This is a genomic window from Deltaproteobacteria bacterium (genome assembly GCA_026129095.1).
Taxonomy (GTDB): domain Bacteria; phylum JAGRBM01; class JAGRBM01; order JAGRBM01; family JAHCIT01; genus JAHCIT01.
Window position 1 is genome coordinate 484,135 of sequence record JAHCIT010000002.1, and the last position, 15,595, is coordinate 499,729.

Here is a 15,595-nt window from a genome sequence, read left to right on the forward strand (position 1 = left end):
ACTGAAATACCGTTGCTAAAAGCCCTTTCCAGTTGACTCCGGAGGCCCCGCCCAAGCACTTTATCCTTCATGTCGGATTCGGGGTCAAAGGGTCCGGGGGGACCGAAAAACAGTCCTGTCGGCCTGAAGGTCACTGGGACTCCGGGCCCCGGTCCGTTTCGTATCCCCAGCGAAAAAGACCGGATCGTCAAGCTTTTCGAGAATCTTCCGCGGACACCGGTTATCAAGTCTCCCGTAATCCGGGGTGCTGCCATCGGGCTTACCAAAAAGGCCCTGCCACCCGAGCCGATACTGCCGCTCGAGCGGCCACAGGCGGTCGCCAAGTGCGAGGAAACACAGAACCCCCGCGAAGTGGTACGCGCCCTTCTCGGATACGGCATCGGAATTGCCCGCCGGGCGCTGCTTTTTTACCCAAGCGGCCACGCGCTGAAGGGCATCGAGGGCATTGGTTCCTCGATCAGCCCGGAATCGGTTCCTTCGATTGAGCTTGATCTGGCCAAGCCATCGGTATTCCGGAACTTCACCTATGGAGCGGCCTGCTATCTGGGGCCGGTGCCACGCACAGACACCAACGACCTTTTTGTCAGGCTCACCGGCGGCGAGCGACCGGCTGGTGCCCTCATCGTCCCGGTTCTGGCTGGCGATCGCGCTGCCAATCTCCTGTACCTCGACAACGGGCAGGCAAAGGATATTGAGGCCGACATGGGCGAACTGCTGCTGTTGACAGCCGCCGCTGGCAAGGCTTACGAGCGGATCATCTCCGCACGCCGGGGCGTCCGGAAAGAAGGATTGTAAAGGTGGCGACTCAGGCCAGCACAGGAACCGGGCCCGTTAAAACGGGCCGCAGACGCTATACACGGCTTCCCTGCCGTGTTACGGTCCAGATCACCGAAGCCGAAGGCGAAGGGCACCTGCTTTTTACATCGGTAAACCTGTCGCTCGGCGGCGTGTTTCTGGAGAGCGAACTGTTGCTGGAAGTGGGCTCTATCCTGAAACTCGCTTTCAGGCTGCCCGACAGTGATGTCCCGACAGAAGCGAGTGCAGTCGTGGTAAGGGTTTCTGACGAGGATTCCCTCGGCCGGATGCAGCCAGGCATGGGCCTTGAGTTCACCTCCATGGCACCCGCCGGCCGGATGGCTCTGGAAGCCTGGCTCCGGGACCGGCTGGTAGCCCTGAGAAAGGACGCCCGTGGCAGTCGATAAGGCCAAGCTGAAGGACGAGGCGTTCAAGCTTTTCCAGAAGGGAAAGTTCGACAAGGCCCTCGAAAAGTACCGCGAAGTCCTCAAGGTGGACAAGCGGGACGACCGTTCAATGATGAAGCTCGCCGAGTGCTACAAGCGCCTAAACAAGCGGGCTGAAGCCATCGCCGTTCTGACGCAGATTTCCGACTTCTATGCCCGTTCAGGCTTTCTTCTCAAAGCAATCTCCACGCTCAAGATGATCCTTGAAATCGACAAGAGCCATCAGAGTACTCTGGACATGCTGGCCGAGCTGTATTCGAAGCGGGGCATCAGTGCGCCGGGTTCTGCCCCGGCCACATCGGCACCGCCAGCGGCCACATCTGCGCCGGGCAGCGACCTGCCTGAAATCGCCACTGCAACGGATACCACCGAGCCTGAGCCCGAACCGGATGCTTCGGAGGTAGTCGCGGCAGACGCAGTCGAAACGGAATCGCCTGAAGACGTCTCGACCGTTTCAACCGATACCTCGGATCTCGATACCGGAGCCGAACCCGATTCGGCTGACCTGATCGAGGAAATCACGCCGATCGACGAGGCACTCCCCGAGGTGCCGCTATTCAGCGATCTGCCACCCGAGGAATTCAAGGCGCTGATCGAGAAGTGCCACTTCCGCCAGTTCAAGGCGAAAACCCGGATTATCCAGGAAGGTGACCCGGGAGATTCATTCTATGTTTTGGTCTCGGGAGAGGTCCTGGTTTACCGCACGGGCGAGGACGGAAAGTCCCGCAAGCTCGCCACGATCAAGGAAGGCAAGGAAGGATCGTTTTTCGGCGAGTTCGCCGTGCTAACCAATTCCGAGCGCAAGGCATCCATTGGCGCGCTTACGGATGTCGAGGTTCTCGAGATCAATAAAGCCGATCTGGACGAGCTGGGGGCCAAGCACCCCAAAATCATGGAGGTGCTGTGGGATTTCTACAAAAAGCGAATCCTGGCGAATCTCCTGCTCCAGTCCCCGCTGTTTCAGCCGCTTTCCATCGACGACCGGCGGTCTCTCGTCTCCAAGTTCACCATGGAGAAAAGGCCAAAGGGAACGGTTGTACTCAAGGAAGGAACCGATGGAGATGGTCTCTACCTCATCCAGTGGGGTGAAGTGGAGATTTTCATCAATGATCCGTCCGGGAACGGTGAAGTGACCATATCAAACCTGAGCGAAGGTTCATTCTTCGGGGAGTACTCGCTCGTCAAGCGGACCGTTTGTTCCGCCTCGGTCCGGACACTTACCGATTCCATCTTCCTCAAGCTGCCGAAAGCCGCCTTCAACGAAATGATCATGACCCACCCGCAGATCCTTGAGGTGATCATGAGTTTTGTCGAACAACGTGAGCGGGAAACCCAGGAAACCAAGGACAGTCTCGCCCGGATCGCCAGCGGGAAGAAATAACCGGCGGCATTCACGGCCCCGCGTTTGCCCGCCCCCTCGTTGCCCATTACTTTCAACGTCCATGACGGCAGCTACCGGCACAGACGATCCCCTTGTCATCGGAAAATACCGGTTCAACTCCCGGTTGATCGTGGGAACAGGAAAATTTGAAAACCTTGAAATCATGCGCCGCGCTCACGAGGCTTCCGGCGCAGAAATGGTAACCGTTGCCGTGCGGCGGGTGAACCTGCAGCGCGGCACAGGTGACGTTCTGGACTATATTGATCCCAAAAAATTCACGCTGCTGCCTAATACCGCGGGCTGCTTCACAGCCGATGAGGCGGTCCGATATGCGCGGCTTGGGCGTGAAGCGGGAATGAGCGATCTTGTAAAGCTCGAGGTGATTGGCGACAGGGAAACCCTGTTCCCAGATAATGCCGAAACCGTGAAAGCTGCTGCAATCCTGGTGAAGGAAGGCTTCACCGTGATGCCTTATATCTCCGACGATCTCATCACGGCCAAGCGCCTCATTGATCTTGGTTGCCCAGTAGTGATGCCGCTCGGCGCCCCGATCGGGTCCGGCCTTGGGATCCGCAATCCCTACAATATCCGGATCATCAAGGAGCAGGTCAATGTGCCAGTAATCGTGGATGCCGGGATAGGCACCGCCTCGGACGCCGCTATCGCCATGGAGCTTGGCGTGGACGGGCTCCTCGTCAATACCGCCATTGCAGCAGCCAGAAACCCCGAGAAAATGGCCGAAGCAGTCAAGCTCGCGACTTGTGCCGGCCGGCTCGCCTATCACGCCGGCAGAATGGGTAAAAAACTATACGCCAATGCCAGCAGTCCATTTGACGGGATGATCTCCTCCTGAATTCCACGCACGTGAAATTCGTTCCAGACATCCTCCTGACCGGAACCATTACCGAACTGCCTCCGGCGCTCGTCCGACGGCTTGTACGAATCGCACATGGTTACGGGCTCCTGCTCGCCCTTCAGTTACGGGACAAGGCAAAAACCGACCGCCAGCTGTATCTTCACGCAAGAGAACTGGCGACACACGCATTTCTGCTGGTAAATGGGCGCCCGCATGTGGCAATGGCAGCAGCGGCAGCGGGAGTGCAGCTCGGTCCCGATACACTGCCAGCCGCGGTAGTCCGCCGGGCCTTTCCTAAGCTGGTCATCGGCTATTCAGCACATTCCGCTGGCGAGCTCCGCCGGGGCAGGGATGCCGATTTCGTGCTGCTCTCGCCCTTTGCGCGGCCCTTAAGCAAGCCCGGCGATCAACGCCGGCCGCTTGGGACGGCGAAATGGGGTCTGCTGGCCGGTAAAAGCCCAGTGGCAACTCTCGCACTGGGAGGAATAACTCCTGAAAATGCAGATAGGGCAATCAATGCGGGAGCCGCAGGGGTTGCGGTGACTGGCGCCGTTCTACTGGCAGACGATCCGGCAAGCGCATTTTCTGATCTGGCCCATGCGGTCAGTATTTCCTTAGGACTGCAACCACAACTCCCTGCAGTTCGCAATCCTCGGCATTGACACGGATCGGCTCCATCCGCGCATTTGCCGGCTCCAGCCGGATCACTGACGTACCTTCCCGGTAAAACCGTTTCAGTGTCACCTGGTCATTGCCGATCAATGCAACGACCGTCTCGCCCGGCTGTGCAGTCTGGGCTTTACGGCAAATGACATGATCGCCGTTGTGGATTCCGTCCTCTATCATCGAATCACCCCGGACACGGAGCACAAAATGATCCCCGCGGCCAAGCAAGTCGGCGGGAACATTCAACGTCTCGGTCTGCTCGACTGCCTGAATCGGCTGGCCTGCGGCCACAACACCGAGAAGTGGCAGGGCCACTGCCTTCGGGGCGTCAGGCTTTTCCACCAGCTCAATCGAGCGGTTGTGGTTCCATGACTTTTTCAGAAACCCCTTGGCCTGAAGAGCCTCCACGTGCTGCTGCACAGTCGAAAGTGCACTGATGCCCAGTTCGTCGGCGATTTCCCGGTAGCTCGGCGCATAACCGTTGTCCTTCGCCAGCTGTTCGATGGTATCTAGGACTTCCCTTTGCCGTTTGGTCAGCATGAGAGAAGTATACGTATATAAACCGAATGAGCAAGCAGAATCTTTCTAACAAACTGAAATTATTGATTAAATAAGTGTGCTTTGGTCTGGCTTATCCCTGCTTGGAAAGTGCCTTTTCAACTATCGGCAAACGGTCATTGCCCCAGTAAAGCCTGCTTCCCACAACGAAAGTAGGAGCCCCAAAGGCACCAAGCCTTACAGCCTCGTCGGTAACGCTCTTGAGCTTTTCCTTGATCACAGGGTCGCTCGCACGGGCAAGAAGTTGCGCACCATCCAGCCCAAGCGAACCGGCAATTTCGCCGAAAATCTCCGGGGATTCGATCGTTTTCCCCTCAGCCCAGAGCGCCCGGTACAAAGCAAGCGAAAAGGGGCCCACCCTGGTTTCATCGGCTTCACCCACCGCCGTCAGCATGCGTTGTACGGTGAGTGTATTAAACGGGAAAGCTCCTGCAGGAAACCGGAACGGTACCCCATAATAATCCGCCCAGTCGGCGAGATCCTGTATCGCCCACTTCTGCTTGGGCGGTATATAGACCTGAAGCGGCGGTTTGTTACCCGTCGCCTGCATGACTCCACCCAGAAAAAACGGCCGCCAGCGGCAATGGGCGCCAGTCCGGTCACAGAGCCCCTTGATTTGTGTCGCTGCAAGGTACGAATAAGGGCTCACGAGGTCGTAATAAAAATCGAATGATGCAGGCATGGAATGCTCCCTCTACTTCGATGTTTGGGCCGCTGCTTTCCAAGCCAGCCCCGCCGCACCGGCAAGTGCGGCGTTATCACCCAGCCGGGCCCTGAAAATCCGCGCCCGCCGGGCAGGATAACGGAAACTGCGCTCACGCATCACCTTGTCTGCCCGTCGGGCGAATAGCGGCCAGGCGAGTGCTATCTTGCCGCCGATCACAAACCGGTCCACCGACAGCCCCATGACAAGTGCCGACAGAAGTGCCCCCAACGCATCGGCCAGCCGGTCCCATGCCTCTACAGCAGCAGGATCCCCCTGCATGGCAGCCCGGGCAATCGTCTGTGCAGTGATCTCGCGAGGGGCTTCACGAAACCGTCTGGCGAGACGAGACCTCGTTCCCTGTGCAACAATATCGGCGAAGGAGTTTTTCACTCCAGTCCCCGAGGCGACCGTCTCGTAGCAGCCAATCTGGCCACAGTTGCAGCGGCGGCCCTGGGGATCATACAGCAGGTGTCCAAACTCGCCGGCCATTCCTGACGGCCCGTGCCAGAGCCTGCCATCCAGAATCAGCGCACCACCAAGTCCGGTACCCATGAAAATACCCGCCACTGTTTCAATTTCTCTTGCGCTGCCGAGCCACTGTTCGCCGGCCAGAGCCGCATCAGCATCGTTAATGATCACTACCGGCAGCTTGAGGGCTTTCATCAGCTGGTCCTGAAGCTTCAGGTTCCGCCACGCTGAAAACTGCGGACACTGGGTAACGATCCCCTTGTGAGCATCCACGCCGCCTGCCACCGCCATTCCGACGGCAACCAGCTCTGGCAGCGTGACGCCCGCCTCGCCCGCCGCTTCCCGAACAAGCCGGGCCAGTTCTCCGGCCGCCCGTGAAGGGTTTTCAAGCACCCGCGAGGATCGCTCGACCCGGCCGAGCACCCGCCCGTCCCTGCCCGAAATCGCCGCCCGCATGTTCGTGCCACCCACATCCAGTGCAGCCACGAACCGCGGGCCTTTGACGGGGAATTTACGCCGGTTCTTCATTGCCGTCCGGTCATACTCGTTTCAGACTGTCGCCACTCAGCTTTGGGACCACAGGGGGCGTTACGCCGTTATGGCCAAGATCGATGCATTTCTCAAGAAAGCCGTAGAGATGGCGGCAAGTGATCTTCACGTCTCCGTGGGTTCGCCACCCGTCGTCCGTCAGTTCGGCCAACTCAAGAAATTCAAGTTTGCCGACCTGAATGCCGCCCAGACAAAAGCCCTGCTCTATGAGATTCTTTCTCCAGAACAGATACGCGAATTCGAGTCTACCATGGACCTGGATTTCGCCTACTCAATACCTGATCTCGCCCGGTTCCGTGGCAATGCTTTCGTGCAGCGAAAGGGGATCGACATCTGCTTCCGCGTTATCAAGGCCCATCTTCCTTCATTCGCGGATCTCGGCATTCCGGAAGTAATGAAGAAGGTGTCCGAAAATCACCAAGGGCTGGTGCTGATCACGGGCGGGGCGGGTTCCGGCAAGTCGACGACGCTTGCCGCGTTGGTGGACTATATCAATACGAACCGGGCCCATCATGTGCTCACGGTTGAGGAACCGATCGAATATGTTCATCCGGTCAAGGCAGGTGCCGTGAACCAGCGGCAGATCGGGCTGCACACCAAATCCTATGCCAACTCGCTGAAGGCCGCGCTTCGTGAAAACCCCGATGTCGTCATGGTAGGCGAACTCCGCGATCTCGAAACAATCTCCCTGGCGATCAGTGCTTCCGAGACGGGACATCTCGTTATCGGTTCGATGAACACCTCCTCGGCCCACAAGACCGTGGACAAGATCATAGACTCCTATCCATCGAACCAGCAGAACCAGATCCGTGCCATGCTGGGAGAGTCACTAAAAGCGGTATTTACGCAACGGCTTCTGCCCTCGGCCGACGGGCGACGCATGGTGCTCGCTTATGAACTGCTGCTTGGGAGCCTCCAGCTCGGCAACCTCATCAAGGACGGCAAGACCTTCCAGATACCAAACCTCATGCAGACCGGAAAAAATCGGGGCATGCGGCTCATGGACGATACGCTGATGGACCTTTTGCGCGCCGGCAAAATCACACCTGAAATCGCCATCAAAAATGCGGCAAACCCCAAGACCTTCGCACAGTTCGCTCCGAAAGCGGCCATTGAACCCGAGGGAGCAATCCCCAGCGCCACACCGGCGTCAGCATCCGGCAGTCCTGCCCGGCCGCCCGCCGGTGCGCCGACAAGTCCCTCCAAACCGGCCTCCCCTGCTCCGGGCGTAATTCCGGGCCGTGCGACAAAACCTGGTGTCGGGTGAGCTCACGATCTGTTCCGGCTGAGCTCGTTTCATATTAAGGATTCCCACACATGAACAAGATCGATAGGCTGCTCCGGACCATGATTGAAAAAGAGGCTTCCGACCTTCATATGTTTATCGGCAAGCCGCCCCTGCTCCGCCTGCGCGGTGATCTGCTGCCGATCGATGGCGAGCCTGTTTTGACGCCTGAAGAATCAGCCGAACTCCTCACCGGGTTCTTGAACGAAAACCAGAAAAACACGATCCGCGAGCATCTCGATCTGGACTGCGCCTATGAACTGCCGGACGGATCGGCCCGGTTCCGCGTGAACCTGCTGAACCAGAACCGCGGTCTTGGAGGCGTACTACGGATCATTCCGACCAAGATTCTCACCATCGATCAGCTCCGGCTCCCGCCCGTTGTCCGGAAAATTGCCGACATCCCCCGGGGACTTGTGGTCGTGACCGGACCCACAGGTTCGGGCAAGTCCACCACGCTCGCGGCGATGATCGATTACATCAATGAAACCCGCGAAGCCCATATCATTACCATCGAGGATCCGCTCGAATTCGTACACCCGAACAAGAAGTGCATTATCACGCAGCGCGAAGTGAAAACGCACACCAAGTCATTCGCCTCCGCACTCAAGATGGCTGCACGTGAAGACCCTGACATCGTGCTCGTGGGCGAAATGCGTGATCTGGAGACAATCCGGCTGGCACTGGCGGCTGCCGAACTGGGTATTCTCGTTTTCGGGACACTACATACCAACTCGGCGGCCAAGACCATCGACCGGATCATCGACGCATTTCCGGCCGATGAACAGCCTCAGGTGCGCGTGATGCTGGCCGATTCGCTCAAGGCAGTCGTCGCCCAGCAGCTCTGCAAGACTGCTGATGGCAAGGGCCGCTGCGCGGCCAACGAAATTCTTATTTCCACCTCGGCACTCGGGAACCTGATTCGTGAAGGCAAGATAGCCATGATCAACTCGATGATCCAAACCGGCACCGCCATGGGCATGCAGACGATGGACCAGGCCCTGATGACCTACGTGAAGGAAGGCCGCATTACACCGCTCGCCGCTTATGAAAAGGCCATCGACAAGGAGATATTCGCCAAGCTGCTCCGCGAATCCGGCGATGAGATGCCGGCTGACTGACCGGCCGTGCCGCAGGACCAGTTTTCCGTGTCCATTTCCCTAGACCAGCTGAAATCCCGTGCCTTGGAGGCGTTCCATGCCGGGCTTGATCAGGTACGGCCTGAACGGCTTGTTCTCGAGGCACTTATGCTGGAACCGCCGTTCAAGGGGCAGTTCGACTTGCGAGAGCTGGTGGAAAGTGAAGAGCCGGTTCATGTTTTTTCGTGTGGAAAAGCAGCTGCCCGGATGGCGGAAGCGGCTACCCATGTCTTGAGTGCGCGACTTGCCCGCACCTTATGTATCGTTCCGGACGGTACTGCACGGCCTGCAGCTCTCGGCACCCAATCGGTTCAATGGATCGAATCAGGCCATCCCCTGCCATCAGACCGGTCTGCTGCCGCTGGACTCGCGGCCTTCGACTGGATGGCGGCCTTGCCCGCCGAGGGTGCCTCGCTTCTGGTTCTGCTTTCCGGCGGAACAAGTGCGCTCCTGGGAATGCCGCGGACAGGGTTTTCTGTTTCTGATCTTGCGGTCGCCACCCGGCTGCTCCTGGAATCTGGAGCCCGTATCAACGAGATCAACACCGTCCGAAAGCACCTCTGCCCGCCGCTCGGCGGCGGATTGCTCAAGGCATCACCGTCCGGCATCCAGATCATCGTCCTGCTGATATCCGATGTTCCCGGCAATGACCTCACAACCATAGGGTCGGGGCCTTTCATCCCCGATCCAACGACTGTTGCCGATGCCCGGTCCATCCTTGACCGGTACCAGCTCGGTGGCCGGCTGCCGGAGGACATCAAGAAGCTGTTTTTCAATCAAACGCCACCTGACGATCTCGAAACGCTAAAGCCCGGGGACGGCCGGATTACTCCTACACATCTTGTGCTGGCCGATAGCCACACACTTCTCAAGGCGATCGAGTCGCAATTCCGTGATGCCCGGTATTCCACGATTATCGGGGAAAATGAGCAGGACACCGTTTCCGCTGCGGTGGAATCACATCTCGAAGCCGTCGAGCGCCTTCGGCGTGAAATCCCGGAGGGACTGGTGATCCTGCTTTCCGGGGGAGAACTCTCGGTAAAGGTGGCCGGGACTGGATCAGGCGGACGGAATACCCACTATGCACTGGAATTTCTGGTTCGTACAGGGGCAGACCGGTTGCGGACCGGCCCTTGGGTGCTACTCTCGGCCGGGTCTGATGGCCGTGATGGCCTCTCTACCGCTGCCGGTGCACTGGTCGATTCCCGGTCATATGAACTGGCGCGTCAGCGGGGGCTGGATCCGGCTGCTTTTCTGGCCCGTTTCGACAGTTACAGTTTTTTCGCCGATACCGGCGGACTCGTCACGACCGGAGCAACGGGCAGCAACCTGAACGATGTCAGGATGGTGATACTTGGGTAAGCTATTGGTTCTGGCTGCAATTTTCTGTTCCGGTTGCACGGCCGCTTACCAGGCAACGTCTGAGCACTATTACGACTGGACTGACCGCTACGATGGCGTCGGACGCCTGAAAGAGGTCAGGCGCCGGACGCTCAAAATGCAGGAGGTTTCGGGGCTTGCATGGGATCCGGTCAACCGCGGTATCTGGATGATCAACGACGGCCGGCGCCTGAAGCTTGCCTTCCTTGGTGATCCGCTTGGTGCGGACATGTTCAATGCCGAGGCCCATGACCTGTCGGCCTTCGAGCTACCGAAACAGCGGGATTCCAAATGGGCAGAATGGCCGGACCTTGAAGCGGTGAGCGTTCAACCTGAAGGGCACGGCGTGCGTCTATGGGTAGCGTCGGAACTTGTGCGCCAGGCATGGAGGCTCGACCTGGAAAACCGGAAGGTCGATGAGATTGTCGGCCTTCCCCAGCCCATCGGCGATGAGGGCTCCGCAATTGAATGTGCAGGCAGGCGGACAAACGCGTCGATAGAAGGGCTCGCTGTGGGTGGCGGGCCGGAGGGCCGTATTTTCTTCAGCGCCAATGAGCGGTGCCCGACCGAAATTGTCCGGAAAGAGGAAAAACCGGACCGCCTTATGCGGTTCAGCCAGACCGCCTTTGAACAGCAGGTAACCCGCTACATGCTGACGCAACGCAAAACTCCTGCCGCCGAAACGGGTCCCCGAACCCGGAACGTGCTGGGCGAGCGCTTCTTGTGTCCCGGTGTTCCCCGCCAGGACGCACTCAATTCCGGGCAATTGTGCAAAACCGGATCGGTTACGGATCTTGCCTGGCAACCGGAGCATAACCGGCTATGGGTGCTGCTTCGCCACTCACGGCTGGTGGCGGCGCTGGAATGGTCTACCGAACCCCGGCTGCTTGGACTCTGGAGCTATCTCGGCAAGTTTGAAGAACGGGGAAGTGCCGTTCGGTTCGGAAGCGCCGAAGGACTTGCGATTGTTCCGGCCGATCCGGCCCACGGCCGTGGTGCCGTTCTGTTCATTGCAAGCGATAATGGCCCCCACCACGATTCCGAGCTTATCGGTTTCGAACTGCCTGAAATCGCACCCTGGAAACCGGCAACCATGCCGACCAACTGACCACACTTCCCGCATGACGGCGCCCACTGATCCGTTGCGCAGCCGAGAGTTCCGGCGGGCCCTCCGGGGGTGGTTCCGGCTCCGGAAACGGGATCTGCCCTGGCGCCGCACCCTTGATCCATATGCCATCTGGATAAGCGAGGTGATGCTTCAGCAGACTCAAGTGGCGACAGTCCTGTCCTACTATGAACCCTGGATGCGCCACTTTCCGGACGTTGAGACGCTGGCGGCGGCCGGACTGGATGACGTACTCATGCACTGGCAGGGAATGGGCTACTATGGCCGTGCCCGTACGCTTCACCGGGCTGCTGGCATCATCGTCAGGCAGCATGGAGGAAAGCTCCCCTGCACATGTGACCGGCTGGGTGAAATACCAGGCTTTGGGCCCTATACGGCAGGAGCCGTTGCGAGTATTGCCTTTGGCGAAGCAGTTCCTGCCGTAGACGGCAATGTTGCCCGCGTGATTTCCCGTGTGTTGGGATTATCGGGCCACTCAAGTGATCCCATTCTGCGGCGCGGCATCACTGAAATCCTGAAGCCGGTTGTTCCAAAAAAAAATCCGGGCGAATTCAACCAGGCGCTCATGGAACTGGGCGCCACTGTTTGCCGGCCACAGATAGCGCACTGCAATGAGTGTCCTGTTTCGGTAATGTGTACTTCCAGAGAAAGGATCCTTTTGCCCGGCGTTGCCAGCAAAAGGGATTCCAGACCGGTCCGCACCATTCCCGTGCTTCGCTGGACCGCATTCCTGGTACCGGGTGGCCGTGGAGGTTTCTTGTACCGGCAACGGCCAATGAAAGGACTGTTTTCCGGGCTATGGGAGCTGCCAACACTGGAGCGGCACTATGAGCCAAAAGGTGGACTTTTTCTGGGCGAGATTGAGCACCGGCTTACCCACCGGACAATCCGGCTTCATGTTTACCGGCTCAGGTACCTGCCGCGAGAGCTGGCAGGCACCGAATATTCAGCTTTCAGAACGCCACCGGCGGTAAGTGTTCTTATCAGAAAGGCACTGGTTCTTGCCGAGGGCACTGTCAGGAAAGTCTCGCGGCCTTCAGCGGATCGGGTGATCCCAGGGACCCTCCGGTGACGAACATCAGGCGAATATCCGGCTCCATTCCTGTCGTACGAACCGAAACCGGTTCCCCGAGCAGGATGGCAATGCCTTCCACAATGCCCCGCAGATAGGCGGCAGACACAGGATCCGGAACCGGCCCGAAAGCGGTTTCCCGCCCCTGTTCACGGGTATTCCACAGGTGCGCCGCCGCTTCGCTGTTCAGGAGCGGAAAAAGAACAGAATAGTCGAGTGCCGTGGCCGTCTGGACGAATTCCCCCACGGTGAGAAGTTTCCGGAAGGTTGTCGGATAGGACGATCGGAGAATCGCAGGGACGGCCCTCCCAAACTCCTCGTAAAACTGAACCGGGGGTTTACCAGTTAGCGCGGCCACGTGGCCAGCCAATGCCGCCCATGTCCTGCGTTCCACACGGTGCGCCGCCGAAAACGTGCCGCCCCCGCATTCGCAACCGACTGATTCACATGCCTTGGCGAAGTCGATTTTCGGAAAATCGGTTTCGACATATCGCCTGAGCAGCGTGCAGAGTATTCCACTGAGCGTAGACATCGTTTCCAAATACTAGGGAGCCTTCCCGCCATAAGGCGCAGCGATTCTCTTCCATCCCTGAAGGTGGAATTGAGCAAGGGGAGTACCACCTGATCCCTGACCACAATGGTTATTCTGAACTCCCCGTAATTTCAGGCATTACGCGGGGGTATGTGGGGGCATGGGCAGCGGAAGCCCATCAAGATCGTCAAAATGCCGACGATTGGGAGGCGAGAATCGACATTATTTTGACGATCAGAACCCTTTGGAATCTTCTGGGGAACTCCGGCAACCATCATCAAAAAACCGGCCCCAAGGATGCAGGACACCGCCCTCACCAAACTCTTCAGGCGGGCCCAGCATCTGCTCGTAATATTCTATTGTTTGACGGAGAAAATGTTCCATCCGAAGCTGGTTATAGATCATGAGTCCGGCAAAGAGGGCCAGTAGCAGCAGAAGGCCTGTCATAAGGTTTCCAAGCCGCCGGACCTGCCGGGCCAGTTCCAGCGAACCCTGGCTGGCCACCGTCTGGGCCCGGATATGTTGCAGCACCGAATCCGCAAGCGGGTCATCCCGGCCGCGACCGGTATCGGGCGTTTCAGACGGCGTCATGGGTGGTCCGGATTCCAAGCAATGCTTACCCTTAAGTCCGGCATGATAGTCCGCCGCTCACAAGCGCACAAAAAGGCTGGCGAAGCCGGCCCAGTTGTGCCATGAGGGAAGCTGCTGCCTCTGCCTGAAGGATCCCGCTGACCTTGGAAGAACGGCTCCAGAAACTGCTTAGTAATGCCGGCATCGCCTCCCGTCGCGAGGCCGAGGATCTCATTCGCGCCGGCCGGGTCACGCTGAATGGCAAAGCAGTCACTGAACTGGGTACCCGCGCCAATCCGGCAAAAGATGATATCAGGCTGGACGGCGAGCGTGTCTTCTCCGGAAAACCCGAATATTACGTGCTCTACAAGCCCAGGAATGTCGTAACCACACTGGATGACGACAAGAACCGGCCGCATGTCGGTGCCTATGTTTCACGCCTCCAGAAACGGGTATTCCCCGTGGGCCGTCTCGATTTTGATTCAGAAGGCCTGCTGCTCCTGACCAACGACGGAGAATTTTCCAACCGCGTGATGCACCCCCGCTACAAGGTACCTAAAACCTATCTTGTAAAGGTCAAAGGCCGCCCGGACGAGCGTGCAGTCCAGCGGCTCCGAACTGGAGTCATGCTGGAAGATGGCCCCACGCTTCCGGCGCGGGTCGAGCTCTCCCGCCCGACACGGGCCAATACCTGGCTCAAGATTACTGTCTACGAGGGCCGAAACCGCATCATCCGACGCATGTGTGAGCGGGTCCGGTTTCCCGTCGTCAAGCTGCACCGGATCGGTGTCGGTGCCATTTACCTGGGCAAGATGAAGCCCGGCGAACTGCGCAAGTTCACGCCCCGAGAGATGGCCTATGTGAAAGAGCTCCTTGCCGCCCAGCCTGACCGTTCGGGTGAAGCTCCGCGGATCGCTCCGACACCACAGGCCCAGAGAAAACGGCTCCGTCACCGTGCTCCCCGGGCCCGCAAGCTGGGCCGTGGCGGACGGCCTGGCGCAGGCCGCTAAAAACGGGTCAGGCCCCTCTATTTCCGGCACCTATTGACTCACCCCCCCGCCATGTTTATTCCACTGGTGCGGGATGGAGCAGTTGGTAGCTCGTCGGGCTCATAACCCGAAGGTCGTAGGTTCAAGTCCTACTCCCGCAACCAAAGATTCCAGAAGCAAACAGGGGTTCCCATACGGAGTCCCTGTTTGCGTCTGACGCAAATTCATTCGTTGACACCCACACCGTCAGCAGTATCATCAAAAACGCATTAGTATAGTCTTTAGATCTGAGACTTCTTAAGGGGGCTTCGTGTCATGATTCGGTTCTGTCGGCCGGTATCAAGGCTGTTGGTTTTGGCGGCACTTCTGAGCGCAGGAATTACTGGCTGTGCTTCCGATGGTGGTTCGACCTTGACCATACGGGGCAGTGCAACTGCAACGGAGGCAGAATCTGTTTCGTCAGTTTCCCCTGCCGCTGTTGGTGGCGTCGATCCTTCTAGCCTCAAGGTCAAAATCAACGAGTTCTGGGTATCTGAAGATTCGCTATGCACCGATCCCGTGCTCGTTTACCAGGCGACAGCGCCTACGTATCAGGAAATGGTCGATGAACCGGTACTGGGCTCCGGTCCTGTTGCCGATGGAGTTTATCCCTGCATCATCGTGGTGATGTCTGACACTATCCGGTTTACTCCCAGTGCCAACATTGGTGTCTGCGACGAAGGCACGGAATATTCCGGCGGTATTTGCCATGATGGCGATGTATCGGTTCTTCCGGACGGCACGGAAGTGGAGTGCACCGATGGGGAAGACACTATTGCGAGCTATATGAGCACGGCTGTTCCCGAAGACCTGGAGGGCTCCAACGGATTCCTTCCTCCGGATGATCCCGACGATCCCACTACCGGCACACCACTCGATGGCGCATTTACGATAGAGGGAGACACGACGGCAGTGATGTTCGTTGATGCTTCTGGCCGTATCTGGGATAACGAGGGCACCTGTGAAATGTCCTCCGCAGACGCGGGATTCCGCTAACATAACCGGCCCCGCCCCCTTCCGGGCAACCCGGAATCACCC

General features: G+C 58.4%; 17 protein-coding genes and 1 tRNA gene. 13 read left to right on the forward strand and 5 right to left on the reverse strand.

Going from position 1 to position 15,595, the window contains the following annotated elements:
- Positions 1-69: 69 nt before the first annotated feature.
- The 5 genes from KIT79_04610 (at position 70) to KIT79_04630 (ending at position 4,140) form a co-directional block, all read left to right on the forward strand.
- Positions 70-795: a hypothetical protein gene (locus KIT79_04610; protein ID MCW5828582.1), complete on the forward strand. Its 726-nt coding sequence runs from the start codon at positions 70-72 to the stop codon at positions 793-795.
- Positions 796-797: 2 nt separating this feature from the next.
- Positions 798-1,202, forward strand: a complete 405-nt coding sequence (locus tag KIT79_04615) for a PilZ domain-containing protein (GenBank protein ID MCW5828583.1) — start codon at positions 798-800, stop codon at positions 1,200-1,202.
- Positions 1,189-2,622 carry a cyclic nucleotide-binding domain-containing protein gene (locus tag KIT79_04620; GenBank protein MCW5828584.1) on the forward strand — a complete coding sequence of 478 codons (1,434 nt, stop codon included), beginning with the start codon at positions 1,189-1,191 and terminating at the stop codon, positions 2,620-2,622. Before KIT79_04615 ends, KIT79_04620 begins: the two co-directional genes overlap by 14 nt.
- Positions 2,623-2,683: 61 nt before the next feature.
- Positions 2,684-3,475, forward strand: a complete 792-nt coding sequence (locus KIT79_04625; protein MCW5828585.1) for a thiazole synthase — start codon at positions 2,684-2,686, stop codon at positions 3,473-3,475.
- Positions 3,476-3,486: 11 nt separating this feature from the next.
- Complete coding sequence (locus KIT79_04630; GenBank protein ID MCW5828586.1) at positions 3,487-4,140, forward strand: thiamine phosphate synthase; 654 nt, start codon at positions 3,487-3,489, stop codon at positions 4,138-4,140.
- Here KIT79_04630 and lexA read toward each other — a convergent pair.
- The 3 genes from lexA to KIT79_04645 form a co-directional block, all read right to left on the reverse strand.
- On the reverse strand, positions 4,082-4,684 hold the full coding sequence (lexA, locus tag KIT79_04635) for a transcriptional repressor LexA (protein ID MCW5828587.1): 603 nt from the start codon (positions 4,682-4,684) through the stop codon (positions 4,082-4,084). The genes KIT79_04630 and lexA overlap by 59 nt on opposite strands.
- Positions 4,685-4,775: 91 nt before the next feature.
- Positions 4,776-5,384, reverse strand: a complete 609-nt coding sequence (locus tag KIT79_04640; protein ID MCW5828588.1) for a 2-hydroxychromene-2-carboxylate isomerase — start codon at positions 5,382-5,384, stop codon at positions 4,776-4,778.
- Between the two features lie 12 nt (positions 5,385-5,396).
- Positions 5,397-6,362: an ROK family protein gene (locus tag KIT79_04645; GenBank protein MCW5828589.1), complete on the reverse strand. Its 966-nt coding sequence runs from the start codon at positions 6,360-6,362 to the stop codon at positions 5,397-5,399.
- Positions 6,363-6,474: 112 nt separating this feature from the next.
- Between KIT79_04645 and KIT79_04650 the strand changes: the two genes are divergently transcribed.
- Genes KIT79_04650 through KIT79_04670 form a run of 5 tightly spaced genes read left to right on the forward strand, consistent with a single transcriptional unit; the run spans position 6,475 to position 12,427 of the window.
- Positions 6,475-7,692, forward strand: coding sequence for a PilT/PilU family type 4a pilus ATPase (locus KIT79_04650; protein MCW5828590.1), 1,218 nt, complete (start codon positions 6,475-6,477; stop codon positions 7,690-7,692).
- A 50-nt stretch (positions 7,693-7,742) separates the two neighbouring features.
- Complete coding sequence (locus tag KIT79_04655) at positions 7,743-8,831, forward strand: type IV pilus twitching motility protein PilT (protein MCW5828591.1); 1,089 nt, start codon at positions 7,743-7,745, stop codon at positions 8,829-8,831.
- A gap of 27 nt (positions 8,832-8,858) precedes the next feature.
- A complete protein-coding gene (locus KIT79_04660; protein ID MCW5828592.1) occupies positions 8,859-10,211 on the forward strand; it encodes a DUF4147 domain-containing protein in 1,353 nt (450 codons plus the stop codon).
- Positions 10,204-11,337, forward strand: coding sequence for an esterase-like activity of phytase family protein (locus tag KIT79_04665; protein MCW5828593.1), 1,134 nt, complete (start codon positions 10,204-10,206; stop codon positions 11,335-11,337). Before KIT79_04660 ends, KIT79_04665 begins: the two co-directional genes overlap by 8 nt.
- A 13-nt stretch (positions 11,338-11,350) precedes the next feature.
- Positions 11,351-12,427: an A/G-specific adenine glycosylase gene (locus KIT79_04670; protein MCW5828594.1), complete on the forward strand. Its 1,077-nt coding sequence runs from the start codon at positions 11,351-11,353 to the stop codon at positions 12,425-12,427.
- On the opposite strand, the gene KIT79_04675 is transcribed toward KIT79_04670, so the two are convergent.
- Both KIT79_04675 and KIT79_04680 read right to left on the reverse strand, forming a co-directional pair.
- Positions 12,372-12,959: a heme NO-binding domain-containing protein gene (locus KIT79_04675; GenBank protein MCW5828595.1), complete on the reverse strand. Its 588-nt coding sequence runs from the start codon at positions 12,957-12,959 to the stop codon at positions 12,372-12,374. The two genes, KIT79_04670 and KIT79_04675, sit on opposite strands and share 56 nt — an antisense overlap.
- A 234-nt stretch (positions 12,960-13,193) precedes the next feature.
- Positions 13,194-13,550, reverse strand: a complete 357-nt coding sequence (locus tag KIT79_04680) for a hypothetical protein (GenBank protein ID MCW5828596.1) — start codon at positions 13,548-13,550, stop codon at positions 13,194-13,196.
- A 143-nt stretch (positions 13,551-13,693) separates the two neighbouring features.
- Here KIT79_04680 and KIT79_04685 point away from each other — a divergent pair, with 143 nt between their 5' ends.
- The 3 genes from KIT79_04685 (at position 13,694) to KIT79_04695 (ending at position 15,553) form a co-directional block, all read left to right on the forward strand.
- The gene (locus KIT79_04685) at positions 13,694-14,539 is read left to right on the forward strand and encodes an rRNA pseudouridine synthase (protein MCW5828597.1); all 846 of its coding nucleotides are present in this window, start codon (positions 13,694-13,696) and stop codon (positions 14,537-14,539) included.
- Between the two features lie 67 nt (positions 14,540-14,606).
- Positions 14,607-14,682 (forward strand) — tRNA-Met (locus KIT79_04690).
- A gap of 190 nt (positions 14,683-14,872) precedes the next feature.
- Positions 14,873-15,553 carry a hypothetical protein gene (locus tag KIT79_04695; GenBank protein ID MCW5828598.1) on the forward strand — a complete coding sequence of 227 codons (681 nt, stop codon included), beginning with the start codon at positions 14,873-14,875 and terminating at the stop codon, positions 15,551-15,553.
- The last annotated feature ends 42 nt before the right edge of the window (positions 15,554-15,595 follow it).

What these genes read in the sequence shown, in the direction of transcription:
- KIT79_04610 (MCW5828582.1), top strand. Translation starts at nt 70, where the DNA reads ATGTCGGATTCGGGGTCAAAGGGTCCGGGGGGACCGAAAAACAGTCCT.
- KIT79_04625 (MCW5828585.1), top strand. Translation starts at nt 2,684, where the DNA reads ATGACGGCAGCTACCGGCACAGACGATCCCCTTGTCATCGGAAAATAC.
- lexA (MCW5828587.1), bottom strand. Translation starts at nt 4,684, where the DNA reads ATGCTGACCAAACGGCAAAGGGAAGTCCTAGATACCATCGAACAGCTG.
- KIT79_04640 (MCW5828588.1), bottom strand. Translation starts at nt 5,384, where the DNA reads ATGCCTGCATCATTCGATTTTTATTACGACCTCGTGAGCCCTTATTCG.
- KIT79_04650 (MCW5828590.1), top strand. Translation starts at nt 6,475, where the DNA reads ATGGCCAAGATCGATGCATTTCTCAAGAAAGCCGTAGAGATGGCGGCA.
- KIT79_04655 (MCW5828591.1), top strand. Translation starts at nt 7,743, where the DNA reads ATGAACAAGATCGATAGGCTGCTCCGGACCATGATTGAAAAAGAGGCT.
- KIT79_04670 (MCW5828594.1), top strand. Translation starts at nt 11,351, where the DNA reads ATGACGGCGCCCACTGATCCGTTGCGCAGCCGAGAGTTCCGGCGGGCC.
- KIT79_04675 (MCW5828595.1), bottom strand. Translation starts at nt 12,959, where the DNA reads ATGTCTACGCTCAGTGGAATACTCTGCACGCTGCTCAGGCGATATGTC.
- KIT79_04680 (MCW5828596.1), bottom strand. Translation starts at nt 13,550, where the DNA reads ATGACGCCGTCTGAAACGCCCGATACCGGTCGCGGCCGGGATGACCCG.